Annotated in this window: 13 protein-coding genes; 10 read left to right on the forward strand and 3 right to left on the reverse strand. The window is 70.7% G+C overall.

Going from position 1 to position 15,526, the window contains the following annotated elements:
• Positions 1–21 precede the first annotated feature (21 nt).
• The 5 genes from DY245_RS01360 to DY245_RS01380 are packed head-to-tail and all read left to right on the forward strand — an operon-like array spanning position 22 to position 6,861.
• Complete coding sequence (locus DY245_RS01360) at positions 22–2,511, forward strand: SpoIIE family protein phosphatase (protein ID WP_181923463.1); 2,490 nt, start codon at positions 22–24, stop codon at positions 2,509–2,511.
• A 1-nt stretch (position 2,512) separates the two neighbouring features.
• A complete protein-coding gene (locus DY245_RS01365) occupies positions 2,513–3,613 on the forward strand; it encodes a sugar ABC transporter substrate-binding protein (protein WP_244942756.1) in 1,101 nt (366 codons plus the stop codon).
• A 12-nt stretch (positions 3,614–3,625) separates the two neighbouring features.
• The gene (locus DY245_RS01370; RefSeq protein WP_128502519.1) at positions 3,626–4,405 is read left to right on the forward strand and encodes an ATP-binding cassette domain-containing protein; all 780 of its coding nucleotides are present in this window, start codon (positions 3,626–3,628) and stop codon (positions 4,403–4,405) included.
• A complete protein-coding gene (locus tag DY245_RS01375) occupies positions 4,402–5,658 on the forward strand; it encodes a sugar ABC transporter permease (RefSeq protein ID WP_425329333.1) in 1,257 nt (418 codons plus the stop codon). Before DY245_RS01370 ends, DY245_RS01375 begins: the two co-directional genes overlap by 4 nt.
• A gap of 45 nt (positions 5,659–5,703) precedes the next feature.
• Positions 5,704–6,861 (forward strand): permease, encoded by a 1,158-nt coding sequence (locus DY245_RS01380; protein WP_128502521.1) that lies wholly within the window; start codon positions 5,704–5,706, stop codon positions 6,859–6,861.
• A 44-nt stretch (positions 6,862–6,905) separates the two neighbouring features.
• Here the strand turns inward: DY245_RS01380 and DY245_RS01385 are convergent, their stop codons facing one another.
• Positions 6,906–7,895 carry an Acg family FMN-binding oxidoreductase gene (locus tag DY245_RS01385; RefSeq protein WP_128502523.1) on the reverse strand — a complete coding sequence of 330 codons (990 nt, stop codon included), beginning with the start codon at positions 7,893–7,895 and terminating at the stop codon, positions 6,906–6,908.
• A gap of 307 nt (positions 7,896–8,202) precedes the next feature.
• On the opposite strand from DY245_RS01385, the gene DY245_RS01390 reads away from it, so the two are divergent.
• The 4 genes from DY245_RS01390 (at position 8,203) to ppk2 (ending at position 11,743) form a co-directional block, all read left to right on the forward strand.
• Positions 8,203–9,072 carry a universal stress protein gene (locus DY245_RS01390; RefSeq protein ID WP_128502525.1) on the forward strand — a complete coding sequence of 290 codons (870 nt, stop codon included), beginning with the start codon at positions 8,203–8,205 and terminating at the stop codon, positions 9,070–9,072.
• Between the two features lie 102 nt (positions 9,073–9,174).
• Positions 9,175–9,474 (forward strand): DUF1876 domain-containing protein, encoded by a 300-nt coding sequence (locus DY245_RS01395; protein ID WP_128502526.1) that lies wholly within the window; start codon positions 9,175–9,177, stop codon positions 9,472–9,474.
• 67 nt (positions 9,475–9,541) lie between these two features.
• Positions 9,542–10,888, forward strand: coding sequence for a nicotinate phosphoribosyltransferase (locus DY245_RS01400; protein ID WP_128502528.1), 1,347 nt, complete (start codon positions 9,542–9,544; stop codon positions 10,886–10,888).
• A gap of 33 nt (positions 10,889–10,921) precedes the next feature.
• Entirely contained in the window at positions 10,922–11,743 is an 822-nt protein-coding gene (ppk2, locus tag DY245_RS01405; protein ID WP_128502529.1) for a polyphosphate kinase 2, read from the forward strand.
• A gap of 40 nt (positions 11,744–11,783) precedes the next feature.
• Here the strand turns inward: ppk2 and DY245_RS01410 are convergent, their stop codons facing one another.
• The gene (locus DY245_RS01410; protein WP_128502530.1) at positions 11,784–12,725 is read right to left on the reverse strand and encodes a universal stress protein; all 942 of its coding nucleotides are present in this window, start codon (positions 12,723–12,725) and stop codon (positions 11,784–11,786) included.
• Positions 12,726–13,034: 309 nt separating this feature from the next.
• Here DY245_RS01410 and DY245_RS01415 point away from each other — a divergent pair, with 309 nt between their 5' ends.
• A complete protein-coding gene (locus DY245_RS01415) occupies positions 13,035–14,666 on the forward strand; it encodes a sensor histidine kinase (RefSeq protein ID WP_128502624.1) in 1,632 nt (543 codons plus the stop codon).
• 26 nt (positions 14,667–14,692) lie between these two features.
• Here the strand turns inward: DY245_RS01415 and DY245_RS01420 are convergent, their stop codons facing one another.
• Positions 14,693–15,391, reverse strand: coding sequence for a response regulator (locus tag DY245_RS01420; protein ID WP_128502531.1), 699 nt, complete (start codon positions 15,389–15,391; stop codon positions 14,693–14,695).
• Positions 15,392–15,526: the final 135 nt, after the last annotated feature.

Raw genomic sequence — 15,526 nt, forward strand, 5'->3', positions numbered from 1 at the left:
CCGAGGGCGGATACGGCGACCGTGGCTTACGACGACGGCTTCCCGCGTACGGAGGCGGTGCAGGCAGTGACCGCGCGGGTCCTTGGGCATTCCGGGGCTGAGCTGACCGCCGTCTATGTGCCGGCCGAAGGGGACGGCGATCTTCAGCTGGCCGAGATGGTCGGAGGCTCCGGCGTTCCCTACGGACTGCCGACGAGCTACGCGGTGTCCGGCAACTCTGCGGTCGCCGCGGCCTTCCGCACGGGCCTGCCCCAGTGGCTGAGCCCGGCGAAACCCTCGGATTTCGGCGCCTATGACGGTGCCCAGACGGTACTGGCCGATGTCTCGCTGGGCGTGCTGCCGCTGGGCGAGGATCCCAAACGGCTGGGGTGCCTGGTCGTCGTGGACAAGGCCGACGCCTTTGACGCGGACCGCCGGCACCTTCTGGAGCTGCACGCCGACCAGGTGGCCGCGGGGCTGGAGGCCGTCGCGGCCCGGGTCATGGCGCGCACCGAGCGGCGGTCGCTGCTGGGCCCCGGGCTGGACACGCTGCGGGGCGGCGCATTCACCCTGGTGCTGGGCACCGGGCGGATCGACGCGGACGCACAGGTGCTGGAGCTGTTCGGTATCGCTCCGCGGGAGTTCGACCGGCGGGTGGAGACGCTGCTGGCGTGCACCGCGCCGGACGACATTCCCGCACTGATGTCGATCGTGGAGCCGGGCGGGGTGACCACCGGCGGCCAGCAGCTGTCGTTCCGTATCCGCCGGCCGAACGGGGAGTTGCACTGGCTGAGCCTGCGCTGCCGGGTGGTGGTCGACGCCGACGGCGCTCCGGAGCGGATGCTGGGGGTGGTCGCCGACGCCTCCTATCTGCGTCCCAGTGCCGACGAGGTCTCCGTCGTGCAGCGGCTGTCCGCCGCGCTGGCCGGGGCGACGACCATCCGGGAGGTGAGCCGGGCGGTGGTCGCGGCGCTGCGTGCGCCGCTGTCGGCCAGTCGGGTGGCGGTCGCCGAGCTGGAGGCCGACCGGCTGGTGGTGACGCTCCTCGACCCTCCGGAACCCGTAGCCTGGCCGGCCTTGTGGCAGTCCGAGTGGCGGTCCGAATGGCCCGATGCCTCGTGTCACGCGATGCCCACGCTGGAGGGCGTGCTGCGGGGCGGGCATGTCGCCCTGTGGCCTCCTGATGCCGCCTTGGAGCCCGGCCTCGCGGGCATCGGCCCCGGTGGGCTCGCCGTACTGCCGCTGCCGGCCGACGGGCGGATCGTGGGGGTGTGCCTGGTCGGGTGGGACGAGCCGCATTCGTTCGGGCCGGAGGAGCGGTCGCTGCTGACCGCGACCGCGGGTCTGGTGGGGCAGGCCCTGGTGCGGGCCCATGCAATGGACGCCGGGCACGAGCTCGCCACGATGCTGCAGCGCAGTCTGCTGCCCCGTAAGCTGCCGGCGCTCCCGGGAGGGGTGGCCGTGGCCCGCTATCTGCCCGCCACGATGGGCCTCGAAGTGGGCGGCGACTGGTACGACGTGATCCCGCTGTCCGACGGCCATGTGGCGTTCGTGATCGGCGATGTGGAGGGGCACAGCGCCGGTGCCGCCACGATCATGGGCCAGATGCGCACGGCCATCAGGGCCTACGCGGTGGAGGGCCATCCGCCCGATGTGGTGGTCGCCCACGCCAACCGTCTGCTCCACGGCATGGAGACCGATCTCTTCGCCACCTGCTGCTATGTGGACCTGGACATGGAGGAGGGCATCGCCTGGTTCGTCCGGGCCGGGCATCTGCCGCCGTTGCTGCGGTACCCGGACGGCAGCACCGAGGAACTGTCGGTCGAGGGCGGGCCCCCGCTGGGCGTGGCCGCGGACGGGGAATTCCCGTTGACCGAGGTCGGGCTGGCTCCCGGCACCGTTCTGGTGCTGCTCACGGACGGCCTGGCCGAGTCGGCCAGCCTTCCCCTGGACGACGGCATCCGCCGCGTACGAGAGCTGCTCGCCGCAGCCGACCCTGCCGATGCCGGGCGGGTCGCCGATGCACTGCTGGGGAGCGACAAGCGGCGCGACGACGATGTGGCGGTGCTGGTCCTGCGCTACGACGGGATGCGGGTCCGCCCGACCCGGGTCCGCTGGACGGTGTGGCGGCTGCCCGACGCCGTCATGCACGCCCGCCGTTTCACCGGACGCACGCTGCGCACCTGGGGTGTGACGGAGGAGGTGGACGTGGCGCTGCTCGTGGTGTCCGAGCTGGTCACCAACGCCATTGCGCACACACAGGGCGAGGTGCGGCTGGATCTGACGCTGACCGCCGACCGTCTGCGGATCGCCGTGAACGACGCCTCGCCGCGGGCACCTGTCAAGCCGGCGACGGTGGACTGGGAGGCGACCGGCGGCCGCGGGCTGCTGCTGGTCGAGGCGATGTCGGCGTCCTGGGGCTCGGTGCCGCTGAGCGGCGGCAAGCAGGTGTGGAGCGAGGTCGCCCTGCAGCCGGGCGAGCGGCTCGGCACGGGGGATGCGGCCGCTGCGGAGGGTGAGGAGGTCCGGTGACGTGAATGCTCGCCTGCGGGGTGCTGCCGTCGTCCTGGCCGGCCTGTGCATGGTGGCCGGCCCGGCCGCCTGCGGGGAGGCAGGCGGGGCGCACGAGCCGACCGGACCTGCTTCCGGCGGAGCGTTGAAGATCGGTGTGCTGATCCCGGACAGCACCTCTCGCTTCCACTATTTCGACAAGCCGCTGATCGAGAAGAAGATCCATCAGCTGTGCGGTGAGTGCACGGTGGAGACCGTGAGCGCGCAGCATGACGTGGCCACCCAGCAGCAGCAGATGGACGCGATGATCACCAAGCGGGTGAACGTACTGATCCTCGACGCCACCGACTCCAAGTCGCTGCGTGCCCCGGTCGAGAACGCGCGCCGGGCCGGCATCCCGGTGGTCGCCTATGACCGCCTCGTGGAGGGGCCGGTCTCGGGCTATGTCTCCTTCGACGGCGCGAAGGTCGGCCGGCTCCAGGGCGAGGCGCTGCTCAGGGCACTCGGGGACAAGGCGCACAGCAGCCAGATCGTCATGATGAACGGCGCTTCGACGGACCCCAACTCCGCCTGGTTCAAGGCGGGCGCGCTGTCCGTCCTCCAGGGCAAGGTGCGGATCGGCAAGGCGTACAACACCGCCGGCTGGCGTCCGGAAGTCGCCAACGCCAATATGTCCGGCGCCATCGCGGCCCTCGGCGCCGAGAACATCGACGGCGTCTACTCCGCCAATGACGGCCTCGCCTCCGGCATCATCTCCGCGCTCAAGGCCGCGAAGGTCGATCCGCTGCCGCCGATCACCGGCCAGGACGCCGAGCTCACCGCCATTCAGCGCATCGTTGCGGGCGAGCAGTACATGACCGTCCTCAAGCCCTTCAAGCCCGAGGCCGACGCCGCCGCCACCATGGCCGTCGCGCTGGCGCGCGGCGAGAAGCTCGACGACATCGCCAAGCAGCGGATCAACAGCCCGACCACGCACGGCATCCCGGCCGTGCTGCTCACCCCGGTCCCGGTGACCGTGCAGCACATCAAGGACACCGTGATCAAGGACGGCATGTACACGATCGATCAGATCTGCACCCCCAAGTACGCGTCCGCCTGCGCGAAGGCGGGGCTCACCAGGTAAGGCAGGTACCCCATGACAGCACCGCCCTTGCTGGCGCTGCGCGGAATCTTCAAGCGGTTCGGCGCCGTCCAGGCCCTCGCGGACGTCGAGCTGGAGATCCGCGCTGGTCAGGTCGTCGCGCTCGTGGGGGACAACGGCGCGGGCAAATCCACACTGATCAAGGTGATCGCCGGGGTCGACCCCGCTGACGAGGGCGTTATCGAGTGGGACGGCCGACCGGTCCACCTCGCCCGGCCGCATGACGCCCAGGACCTGGGGATCGCCACGGTGTACCAGGATCTCGCGCTGTGCGACAACCTCGATGTGGTCGGCAATCTCTTCCTCGGCCGCGAGATCCACCGGGCCGGTCTGCTGGACGAGGTGGAGATGGAGCGCCTCACCCTGGACCTGCTCCAGACCCTCGCCATCCGGATGCCCAGCGTGCGCCTCCCGGTCGCCTCGCTGTCCGGCGGCCAGCGGCAGACCGTCGCGATCTCCCGTTCGCTGATCGGCGAGCCCCGGCTGGTCCTGCTCGACGAGCCCACCGCGTCGCTGGGCATCGAGCAGACCGCGCAGGTCCTCGACCTCGTCGAGCAGCTGCGCGAACGTGGCCTCGGGGTGCTGCTGATCAGCCACAACATGGGGGACGTCAAGGCCGTCGCGGACTGGATCGCGGTACTGCGGCTCGGCCGCAACAACGGGTTCTTCGATGTCACGACCACGTCCCACGAGCAGATCATCTCGTCCATCACCGGGGCCACCGACAACGCCGTGACGCGCCGCGCGGCACCCGGGTGGGAGGTGGGGAGGTGAGCAGGACATGGTCGTCGCCGCTGCGCAAGCGCCTCCCGGCCGGCCGGGACGAACGGCCCCCGCCCGGGCGCGGCCGGCAGAACCCCCTCGACATGCTCAAACGCAGATTCCACAGCGGCGAGCTCGGCTCGGTCCCGGTCGCCCTCGGCCTGCTCGTGGTGTGGATCATCTTCGCGGGCCTCAACGAGAACTTCCTCTCGCCGCGGAATCTGTCCAACCTGAGCGTGGATATCGTCGGTATCGGGATGATCTCGACCGGGGTCGTCTTTGTGCTGCTGCTCGGTGAGATCGATCTGTCGGTCGGCTCGGTGAGCGGACTGGCGGCGGCCGGGTTCGCGGTGCTGAACGTGATCCATGGTGTGCCGGAAGGCCTTGCGCTGCTGCTCGCGGTGGTGGCCGGCACGGTCATCGGAGCCGTACAGGGGTTCTTCTTCGCGAAGGTCGGGGTGCCCGCGTTCGTGGTCACACTGGCGGGCCTGCTGGGCTGGAACGGTCTGATGCTCTACATCCTGGGGTCCAGCGGCACCATCAACCTGGACGACAAGGGCCTGGTCGCCATGCTGACCAACTACTACTTCACCAATGTCGCCGCCGCGTACGGCCTGGCGGCGCTCGGCACCGCCGGGTACTTCCTCGCCTCCTACCAGGACGTACGGCGCCGCAAGGCCGCCGGAGTGCCGGCCAGGCCGCTGCGCGAGATCGTCCTGCGCACCGGTGTGCTGGCGGTGATCTGCCTGGCCGCGGCCGCTGTGCTCAACGAGTTCCACGGCCTGCCGCTGGCCCTGCTGATCTTCCTGGTCTTCCTCGTGGGCCTCGACCAGGTCCTGCGCCGTACGCCCTACGGACGGATGGTCTTCGCGCTCGGCGGCAGCGTCGAGGCCTCCCGCCGTACCGGCCTCAATGTGGACCTGGTGCGGATCTCGGTGTTCATGGTGTCGGGGACGATGGCCGCGATCGGCGGCCTGTTCCTGGCCTCCCGCGTCACCTCGGCCACCCAGACCTCGGGGTCGGGCAATCTGCTGATGGACGCCATCGCCGCCGCGGTCATCGGCGGCACCAGCATGTTCGGCGGCCGGGGCAGGACCTGGTCCGCGCTGCTCGGTGTGCTGGTCATCCAGTCGATCGCCTCCGGTGTGGCGCTCATGGGCATCCAGACCGCCGCCCAGTTCATGATCACCGGTGGTGTACTGCTGGTCGCCGTGGTCATCGACTCGCTGTCGCGGCGGGCGCAGAAGGCACACGGGCGGGTCTGACACCGCCGCGTTTGGGCCGGGGTGCGCCAAGGAACACCTCAGCCGATGTCCGCGATCACCCATGCACTGTCCCTCGCGGGGTCCATGACCTGGGAAATCACCTGGGCGTTGATCCTGGGCTTTGCGCTGTCCGCGATCGTCCAGGCCGTGGTGCGCAAATCCACCGTCGTCGGCCTGCTCGGCGACGACCGCCCCCGCACGCTGGCGCTGGCCTCCGCGCTGGGCGCCGCGTCCTCCTCCTGCTCGTACGCCGCCGTCGCCCTCGCACGTTCCCTGTTCCGTAAAGGCGCGCATTTCACCGCCGCCATGGCGTTCGAGATCGCCTCCACGAACCTGGTGGTCGAACTCGGCGTCATCCTGGCGCTGTTGCTGGGGTGGCAGTTCACGGCCGCGGAGTTCATCGGCGGACCGGTCATGATCCTGCTGCTGGCCCTGCTGTTCCGCCTCTTTCTGCGCGAGAAGCTGCTGGGCCGGGCCCGCGAGCAGGCCGAACGCGGCCTGGCCGGCTCGATGGAAGGCCATGCCGCGATGGACATGTCCGTGCGGCGCGAGGGTTCCTTCGCGCAGCGGCTGTTCTCCGGTGCGGGATTCACCTCGACCGCGCATGTCTTCGTGATGGAGTGGGCCGCGATCATCAAGGACCTGGTGATCGGCCTGCTGATCGCCGGCGCGATCGCCGCCTGGGTCCCCGACAGCTTCTGGCGCGCCTTCTTCTTCGAAGGCCACCCGCTGGCCGCGAAGCTGTGGGGGCCGCTGATCGGTCCGCTGGTGGCGATCGCCTCGTTCGTCTGCTCCATCGGCAATGTGCCGCTGGCGGTGGTCCTGTGGAAGGGCGGCATCAGCTTCGGCGGGGTGGTCGCCTTCATCTTCTCCGACCTGCTGATCCTGCCGATCCTGAACATCTACCGGAAGTACTACGGGGCCAAGATGGCCCTCTTTCTGCTGGGCACGTTCTACGCGGCCGTCGTGGTGGCGGGCTACTTCGTCGAATTCACCTTCGGCGCACTGGGCCTGATCCCCCACCAGGCCGACGCGCAGATCCCCATGTCGGGCGTCTCCTGGAACTACACCACCTGGCTCAACATCGTCTTTCTGCTGCTCGCCGCCGCACTGGTCCATCGCTTCCTGCGCACCGGGGGCCGTGCCATGCTCCGCATGATGGGCGGCTCACCGCACGAGCCGCACGAGGAGCATGCGGCCTGACGCCCCTCGGATCACCCCTCCTTCGGGTCACGCCCCGTCGCCGGTCACGGCCCGATCGTCAGCACCTGCCCCACCGGACGCCGTGGCGTACGGGGCCCGGACGGGCCGTAGCCCAGGCGGACGACCATCTGCACATGGCCGGTTCCGGAGACCGGGTCGCGCAGGATCCACCGCAGCTCCGGCCATTCGAGGGCCTGGGTCGCGAACGAGGCGGTCACACCGTGCAGCGTGGCCAGGAGCAGTACCCGTTCCAGGCCCTGGCCCGCGCGCAGCCAGTCGGTGGGGGTGTCGCCCGCGGTGCTCAGCAGCGCCAGTTGCGGGTGGCGCTCGAAGTCGAAGAACGGCCGTCCGGGGACCGGGCGCAGTCCGGCGAAATCACGGGCCGGCGCCATGCCCGCGCGCTTGCGGGGGCCCAAGGCGTAGTCCGGGATCCCGTCCACGGGCGCCTCGGCCGAGGTGTCCCGGATCCAGCTGCGCTCCTCCGCCGCCCGGTCCGGGTCCATGTGGTCATAGCCTTCCGCGTCGCTGATGAGGGCGAGCACCGTCTGGAGGTGCGGCGGCGTCACCCACGCGAACTGCGCGCCCTCGCGGCGGGCGGCCTCGCCAAGGTCCGTACGGACGCTCTCCGGGATCTGCCGGTCCGCGAAGGGGTAGCGGCTGGTGTGCCGTTCATGGATCGCGGGATACAGGTCGGTGAGCGCCTCGTCCGGCATCGCGTGCCGGGCGTCCAGCCGCACCGTGGCCAGCAGTGCCGGATCGGCCGGGACCGGCAGCAGCGTGGTGGCCGTCCGGTGTCCGGCCTGCCCGGCGGCCACCCTCAGGTTCAGCAACGCCGCGCCACAGCCGAGGTGCAGGCCGCGGGTGGCCGGGTCGCCGTGCAGCAGCGCGCGCTCCAGATCGGCCCGGAGCACGAAGGTGCGGCTGCCGCGGTGGTAGCGGAAGCGCCATGGCTGGGCGTTGTGCATGGAGGGAGCGGTGGTGGCGTCGGTGACGATGCCGGTCACCGTGGCGTCGTCGAGGGTTCGGGTGGACACCGGGCACCTCCGGGTGAGTGGACGGCCGGATGGCAGGCTCCTTCAGCCTGGTCCGGACGGGGCGGGGCGGTCAGGGGCCATCGGGCCCCGACCGCGGACCATCCGGCTCATTCCAGGCCGCCGGTCGCCCGCCGGTACCGGGTCGCTCATGCCGGAGCGGGCTCGGCGGCGCACTCTGGAGATAGGCGATCCGGGACGAGAGGGCGCGGGATGTGCCGAGCCGGACGCTGCGGCTGGGCGCGTCGGACGTGAGTTGCCGAACGGCCACCGGCCCCGCCACGGCCGTCCCAGGAAACGGAGCGAGGTCATGAAGGACGTCATCACCGCCGGTGTGGACGGTACGCCGGAGTCCTTGGCGGCCGTCCTGTGGGCGGCGCAGGAAGCCCAGCTGCGCACGGCGCGATTGCGGCTGCTGCACGCATGGGTGCTGCTCGCGCCGGAGCCGGCGCACCGTCCTCCGACCGAAGGGGATCAGAACTACTGGGCCCACCGGATGATGGACGAGGCCCGCGAGGCTGTCCGGACCGCCCATCCGGAGCTTCCGGTGGACGAGGACCTGGTGGCCAAGGACCCGCTGGAGGCCCTCCGCGAGGCCGCCGGGCAGTCGGACCTGCTGGTCCTTGGCTCCCGCGATCTGGGACCGGTGGCGCGCTATGCCCTCGGTGAGCTGGGGCTCCAGCTCGTGGTGCACACCGACTCCCCCACCGTTCTCGTACGCGCCCGGCAGAACACCGCCGAGACGCAGCGGGACGGTGATGTGGTGGTCGGGCTGAGTCTGCACGAGCCGTGCGAGGCGCTTTTGGCCTTCGCCTTCGACAGCGCCGCGCGGCGGGGTGTCACGCTGCGTGCCGTACACGGCAGGCACCTTCCGTCGTACGCGTACAACCGTGGCGGCGGAGTGGAGCCGGTCGCCGCGGAGGATGCGGAGCGGGACGCCCGGCTGGAGCTGACCGCGGCGCTGCGTCCGTGGCGGGAGAAGTACCCGGACCTGCGCGTGGACGACCGGGTGGAAATGGAGAGCCCGGCGCCGGCGCTGCTGCGCGGCACGGCGGACGCGGCGCTGCTCGTGGTCGGCCGCCGGCACCGGCGCCGGTTGCCGGCGCCGCGTATCGGCCATGTCGTACAGGCCGCGGTCCACCACGCTCCGTGTCCGGTGGCGGTGGTGCCGCACGAGTGACCCGCACGTTGCCCGCTGCCGTGCCCATGACGCCCCGCGGGAGAAGGCGGATGATGGCGGTGGGGGCATGAGAGTCCGGATCAGGGGATGCGGAGGAATGCCATGGCGAAGACTGTCGAGTGGGACGTCCGTCTGTACCTGTTCGAGGAGGACGGGACGACCACGGCACGCGTGGTGCTGAACACCGGAACCAACTCGCTCACCGGGCACGGCAAGGCCCGGTGCAACCCCGAGGACCGGGATGTGCCGGAGATCGGGGACGAGATCGCGGCCGGGCGTGCGATGCGGGACCTCGCCGGACAACTGCTGCGGGTGGCGGACGACGATCTGGAGGGCATCGGCGCCGGACCGCCCGTACGGGAGCGGCGGGTCGCCTACGGCTGGACGAGCGCGATGGCGTGAACCTCGCCGCCGCGCGTCGGGCCCGCGGTGCCCGGGGCGGGCGGCGCGGGCGTGGAAGGAGTCGGCGATGTCGGATGCGACGATCACCGACCTGTACGAAGTGACCATGGCGCTTTCGTATCTGCGCGAGGGCATGACGCAGCCGGCGACATTCAGCTGCTTCGTACGGGAGCTGCCACCGCACCGGGGGTTCCTGATCGCCGCGGGTGCGGAATCGGTGCTCGATTTCCTCTCCGATTTCCGTCTGCGGCGCGAGGACGTGGAGGTCTTCGCCGAGACCTTGCAGCGGCCCGCGCAGGATGTGGCACCGCTGCTGGACATGCGTTTCACCGGTGAGGTGCGCGCCGTGCCGGAGGGGCGCGTGGTGCTGGCCGGTGAACCCCTGATGGAAATCACCGCTCCGCTGCCGCAGGCCCAGCTCGTGGAGTCGTACGTACTGAATCAGCTCAACCATCAGACGGCCGTCGCCTCCAAATGCGTCCGCTGTGTGATCGCCGCGCGGGGGCGCCCCGTTGTGGATTTCTCGCTGCGGCGCACCCATGGAACCCAGGCCGCTTTCCAGGCGGCCCGTCTGGGTGCCATGGCGGGTTTCGCGGGCACCAGCAATGTGGCGGCGGCGCATGCCGAACAGCTGCCGGCCGTCGGCACCATGGCGCATTCCTATATCGAGGCGTTCGAGGACGAGGAAGCGGCATTCACCGCGTTCGCGCAGTGCCATCCCGGGCCGGTGACCCTGCTGGTGGACACCTACGACACCGAATCCGGCGTGGCGGCAGCGGCTCGCGTGCTGAATGCGCTGGGCCGCGGAGACGGATCGGCGATTCGTCTGGACAGCGGTGACCTGGGAAGGCTGGCTTTCCATGCCCGCGCGATGCTGGACAACGCGGGTCTGCCCCAGGTGCGGATCGTCGCCAGCGGCGGGCTGGACGAATTCGCCGTGCACGATCTGGTGCGCTCGGAAACGCCGATCGATATTTACGCGGTGGGCACCAAGGTCGGGGTGAGCGCCGACGCTCCCTATCTGGATTCCGCGTACAAGCTCGTCGCCTACGAAGGCCGCTCCGTGATGAAGCTTTCGGCGGCGAAGGTGACCGCCCCCGGCCGTAAGCAGGTATTTCGCCGGCCCGGTTGCCACGATGTGATCGGCCTGGCCGACGAGACGCCCCCTGAGGGCAGTACGCCGCTGCTGGAAACGCTGATGCGCGCGGGCGGGCGCAGCGCCCCGCGCGACCGGCTGGAGGACGCCCGGCAGCGGCTCGCGGCGGACGTCGCCGAACTGCCCGCGACGGCCCGCCGCATCCGGTCGCCGCAACCTGTGCAGGCGAAGGTGTCGCGGCGGCTGTCCGTCCTGACCGACAAGGTCCGGCGGCGGATCGAGCGCGAGGTGCTGGCCCCGTTCGGCTCGCATGCCTGAGCTCACGGCGGCTTTTCTTCGTAACGTCATGGCATGACGGACAAGCAGGCCGGCGCCGGCCACGGAAAACTGTCGCGGTCGCGGTACGAATCGGAGCTGTACCGGCTGCAGACGGAGCTGGTGAAACTCCAGGAATGGGTGCGCGTCGAGGGCGCCCGGCTCGTGGTGGTCTTCGAAGGGCGGGACGCCGCCGGCAAGGGCGGCACGATCCAACGCATCACACAACATCTCAATCCCCGGGTGGCGCGCATCGTCGCGCTGCCCCGGCCGACCGAGCGTGAGCGCACCCAGTGGTATTTCCAGCGCTATACGGAACATCTCCCGGCCGCCGGCGAAATCGTGCTGTTCGACCGCAGTTGGTACAACCGGGCCGGCGTCGAGCAGGTCATGGGATTCTGCACGCCCGCCGAACACCAGCGGTTTCTGCGCCAGTGCCCGGTATTCGAGCGGATGCTGGTGGAGGACGGGATTCTGCTGCGCAAATACTGGTTCTCGGTGAGCGACGAGGTGCAGGAGCAGCGCTTCCGGCGCCGGATCGAGGACCCGACGCGGCGCTGGAAACTCTCCCCCATGGATCTTGAGTCGCTGACCCGCTGGGAGGAGTATTCGCGGGCGAAGGACGAGATGTTCGTGCACACGGATATCGCGGAGTCACCGTGGTACGTCGTCGAGAGCGACGACAAACGCCGCGCGCGGCTGAACATGATCGCCCATCTGCTGTCGACGGTGCCCTATCCCGATGTCACCCCGCCGACCCTCGAACTGCCGCCGCGGCCCCCGGCCACGGGCTATCAGCGACCGCCACGGGATCTGCAGACGTACGTTCCCGATCACGCGGCCGGGCTTGAGAAGTGATCCTCGTGGCTTGAGAAGTGACCCGCTTGAGACGTCACGGTCAGGCGTGTCCGTGCTCGGTGGTGTGCTCGTGATCGGCGTGCTCGTCCTCGGTGTGCTCGTGGTCGGCATGCTGCGGAACGACCGCCACCGGGCAGGCCGCGTGGCAGAGCGCGGTGTGCGCCACCCGCCCCAGTTGCAGGCCGAGGAAGCGGCCATGGCGGCTCCGCGCGCCGACGACGAGCAGGTCCGCGGCGGCGGCGCGGTGCACCAGCACCTTGTGAGCCGGCCCCTCGACCGTGGTGCGGCGCACATGCACCTCCGGATGCTCGCCGGCCGCCTCGTTCAGGGCTTTGTCGAGCAGCTCCGACGCCTGCTTCTCGTGGTGGCGCCGGGCCTCTGCGGCCAGCAGCGGAGGGTCGGACGTCTCGTGTGGCGGGCAGCGCCAGGCATGGGCGGCCACCAGGGTGCAGTGACGGGCCTCGGCCTCGCGGAAGGCGAAGCGGACGGCCTCCGCCGCCTTGGCCGGGTCACCGACCCCGAGGAGGATCCGCCCGTGCGTCCCCGCCACTCCCGCCGCATCGCCGCGTACCACGATCACCGGACAGCGGGCCCGGGCCGCCACCGCCAGGCTGACCGATCCCAGCAGCCAGCCGGCGATCTCGCCGCGTCCCCGCGTGCCCAGGACCAGGGCCGAGGCATGCAGGCCCTCGGCCAGCAGGGCGGCGACCGCGTCGTCGGCCAGCACCTCCGTCGACACCTTGACGTCGGCGTTACGGCGGTGGACGCGTTCGGCGGCCGATTCCACGATGCGTTCCGCGAGCACCTGCTCGCTGGGCCGCTCCAGCCCCTCTGCCAGGGCCGCGCCTTCGTAACGCTCCCATCTGGAGGCGTAGACCACCCGTAGCGGGAGCCCGTGGAGCGCTGCCTCCTCCACCGCCCAGTCCAGCGACCGGAAGGCGGAATCCGATCCGTCGGTACCCACGACCAGCGGGTGCTCCATCGTCCCCACTTCCTTCCTCGCGGCGGCCGCCCACGCAGCGGCGGAGAGCGGTGCGTACTCTCACCGTCGCACCGTTTCCCGGTGCCGCGCAGGGTCGTACGGACATCGGCGTACGGGCCACCCGGCTCTCCTGGGCGGGGCGGCGTCCGCGCAGGCCCCTGCTGCGCCCGGCGGCTACCGTGGAGGAGTGGCCCTGCCACCGTGGGCCACGGCGGAGTCATCGTGGGCGACGACGGAAACCCTCTGCGTGATACCGCCCGGCGGCAGCTCGGTGCGCTGCCGGACGATCTGCAAAGGCGCCTCGATGCGATGCGCCAGGGCCCCGGCGAACCGGCGCATCTGCTGCTGGAGGCCGTGCTCTCGGTGGGCAGGGAGCTGGATCTGCCGCAGGTGCTGCGCCGCATCGTGGAGGCGGCGGTGGTGGTCGTGGACGCCGAGTACGGGGCCCTGGGCGTGGTCTCCGAAGGCACCCGGCTCTCCCAGTTCCTGCCGGTCGGGGTCAGTGCGGAACAGCAGGACGCGATCGGCCGGCTGCCCGCCGGGCACGGCATCCTCGGTGAGCTGATCCGTCATCCCCGGCCGCTGCGGCTCCCGGAGCTGTCCGAACACCCCTCGTCATACGGGTTTCCGCCGCACCACCCGCCCATGCACTCCTTCCTCGGGGTGCCCATCCGGGTCCGTGACGAGGTGTTCGGGAATCTGTATCTCACCGAGAAACGGGGCGGTGGCGGGTTCGACGCCGAGGACGAGACCGTGCTCTCGACGCTTGCGGTCGCGGCGGGGGTGGCCATCGAGAACGCCCGGCTGTACGAGGAGGCCCGCTACCGCCAGCGTTGGCTGGCGGCCCACAGCGAGATCATCGCCGTCCTGCTGGCGGGGTCGGACGAGATGCGGGCGCTCCGGCTGATCGTGGACCGTGCGCTGGAGATCCTCACCGCGGACCTCGGTGTCGTCGCGGTCCCCGAGCAGGGCGAAAAGACGCTGCAGGTCGCCCTGGCCTCGGGCGTCGACGCCGAGGCGCACCGCGGACTGTTCCTCCCCCGTCAGGGGTCGTTCATGGGGGCCGCGCTCGACGCCAAGGAGCCGCTGATCAGCCTGGATGTCGAGCACGATCCACGGATCACCGCGGGTCCGCCGCGCTGGATGGGGCTGGGCCCCGCGGTCGCCGTCCCGATGATCACCGGTGAGCGGGCCCGTGGTGTGCTGCTGCTGGCGCGGCTGCGGCAGAGCGCCCCGTTCACCGAGCTGGAGACCGACTCGCTGCTGACGTTCGCGGGTCAGGCGGCCCTGGCCATGGAGCTGGCCGACCAACGCCAGGACACCGAGCAACTCGCACTGCTCAAGGACCGCGACCGGATCGCCCGTGATCTGCACGATCTGGCCATCCAGCGGCTCTTCGCCACCGGTATGACGCTGCAGAGCGCGATGCGTTTCGTGGACCACCCGGAGGCGAGTGAGCGGCTGCTGCGTGCGGTGGACGATCTGGACGAGACGATCAAGATCATCAGGTCCACCATCTTCGGGCTCCGCGCGCACACCTCGGGCCGGGCCGGCCACGGTCTGCGGGTCCGGACCGTCACGGCGGTGGAGCAGGCCGCCCGCCCCCTGGGGTTCACCCCCTCCCTCCACATGGAGGGACTCATCGACACGGATGTGCCGGCCGAGATCGCGGACCATGTGGTGGCGGTGCTGGGTGAGGCGCTGAGCAACGCGGCGCGGCATGCGCACGCCACCGCGGTCGAAATCTCGCTGATCGTGCGCGGCGGCACCTTGAGCCTGAGCGTCACGGACAACGGTGTCGGCATAGCGCGGGGCGGCCGCCGCAGCGGGCTGAGCAATCTCGCCAAGCGGGCGGAGAGCCTGGACGGTGAGATGACGGTCGAGGCACTGGACCGCGGCGGCACCCGCCTGGTGTGGCGCGCACCGCTCCCGTCGTCCTGACCGGCAACCCCGAGCGGGCGCAGAGGTCAGCACCGATGTGGTCCGGCGGGTGGCGGGGGGCCCTGAGCGGCGAGGACGGCCGCCTGAACCCGGCGTTCGACGCCGAGTTTGGCCAGCAGACGCGAGATGTGGTTCTTGACCGTCTTCTCGGAGAGGAAGAGCTCTTCGCCGATCTGACGGTTCGTCAATCCTTCGCCGATCAGGCCGAGGATCTCCCGTTCCCGCGGCGACAGCGCGGACAGCGCATCCTCCTCGGCCGCCGCGTCGGGCTCCTCGCCGCGCAGACTGTTCATCAGCCGGGCGGTGGTCGCCGGATCCAGCATCGAACGGCCGGCGGCGACCGTGCGTACGGCGGCGACCAGGTCCGATCCCTTGATCTCCTTCAGGACGTAGCCGGCAGCGCCCGCCATGATCGCGTCGAGCAGCGCATCGTCGTCGTCGAACGAGGTGAGCATCAGGCAGGCCAGACCGGGCAGCCGCGAGCGCAACTCCCGGCAGACGCTGATCCCGTCGCCGTCCGGCAGCCGCACATCGAGTACGGCGACATCCGGGCGGAGCGCGGGGCCGCGGGCCAGCGCGCGCTCGGCGGTCCCGGCGTCGCCGACCACCTCGATATCGGGTTCCGCGTCGAGCAGGTCCTGGACTCCGCGGCGCACCACTTCATGATCGTCAAGCAGGAACACCCGGATCGGCCGCTGCGGTGCGGACCCACCTACGTCACCCATGGCGTCCTCCACACTCTCGGTCGTCCGGCTTCCGGAGGTGTCTCCCATCGTCACCCCGCCTCCGTGCGCGCACCAGGGCCGAACGGGCCCCTGCGCCGCAGCCGTGGTGCCATGGAAGGACACCGACGAACGGAA

Source organism: Streptomyces inhibens (assembly GCF_003389455.1).
Taxonomy (GTDB): Bacteria; Actinomycetota; Actinomycetes; order Streptomycetales; family Streptomycetaceae; genus Streptomyces; species Streptomyces inhibens.

What these genes read in the sequence shown, in the direction of transcription:
- DY245_RS01410 (WP_128502530.1), bottom strand. Translation starts at nt 12,725, where the DNA reads ATGGAGCACCCGCTGGTCGTGGGTACCGACGGATCGGATTCCGCCTTC.
- DY245_RS01395 (WP_128502526.1), top strand. Translation starts at nt 9,175, where the DNA reads ATGGCGAAGACTGTCGAGTGGGACGTCCGTCTGTACCTGTTCGAGGAG.
- DY245_RS01400 (WP_128502528.1), top strand. Translation starts at nt 9,542, where the DNA reads ATGTCGGATGCGACGATCACCGACCTGTACGAAGTGACCATGGCGCTT.
- DY245_RS01380 (WP_128502521.1), top strand. Translation starts at nt 5,704, where the DNA reads ATGTCCGCGATCACCCATGCACTGTCCCTCGCGGGGTCCATGACCTGG.
- ppk2 (WP_128502529.1), top strand. Translation starts at nt 10,922, where the DNA reads ATGACGGACAAGCAGGCCGGCGCCGGCCACGGAAAACTGTCGCGGTCG.
- DY245_RS01370 (WP_128502519.1), top strand. Translation starts at nt 3,626, where the DNA reads ATGACAGCACCGCCCTTGCTGGCGCTGCGCGGAATCTTCAAGCGGTTC.
- DY245_RS01415 (WP_128502624.1), top strand. Translation starts at nt 13,035, where the DNA reads ATGCGCCAGGGCCCCGGCGAACCGGCGCATCTGCTGCTGGAGGCCGTG.
- DY245_RS01420 (WP_128502531.1), bottom strand. Translation starts at nt 15,391, where the DNA reads ATGGGTGACGTAGGTGGGTCCGCACCGCAGCGGCCGATCCGGGTGTTC.
- DY245_RS01390 (WP_128502525.1), top strand. Translation starts at nt 8,203, where the DNA reads ATGAAGGACGTCATCACCGCCGGTGTGGACGGTACGCCGGAGTCCTTG.